Here is a 411-nt window from a genome sequence, read left to right on the forward strand (position 1 = left end):
GTCGTCAGACAGTTACGACAGAAGCCTTTGTCAGCCAGCTTGCGCTGATTAATTTTCACTGGAGTTGTCGCCAAGCAAATCAGTGGATTGAAACCTACGTGACCGTTTTTAAAGACATTTCCACTCAGGACGGAGAGAACCGGACATTCATGCTTTTTAACCCCAACGGAGGCCGTTAAAAATGGGTTTTCCATCGCCAGCAACCGACTACCAGGAAAACAGGCTGTCACTCGATCAGCACTGTAATACAGGAGCGCCGGGAGTATTCTTTTTTCGAAGTGATACCTACTCTTTCCGGGAAGGGATAAAGCCTGGTGCGCTGCTCATAGTAGATTTTGGGGGCACGCCCGTTGACGGGTCTTTGGTGCTCTGTGTCCTGGAACAAGAATTCAGGATCATGCGATTGCGACT

At 49.1% G+C, this 411-nt stretch carries 1 protein-coding gene; it reads left to right on the forward strand.

Annotation, left to right across the window (positions count from 1 at the left end; genetic code table 11):
- Positions 1-181 precede the first annotated feature (181 nt).
- The coding region (locus WCE05_RS26245; RefSeq protein ID WP_368816872.1) for a S24 family peptidase at positions 182-411 on the forward strand (230 nt) is incomplete at its 3' end.

The organism is Pseudomonas sp. I2, from assembly GCF_040984075.1.
Taxonomy (GTDB): Bacteria; Pseudomonadota; Gammaproteobacteria; order Pseudomonadales; family Pseudomonadaceae; genus Aquipseudomonas; species Aquipseudomonas guariconensis_B.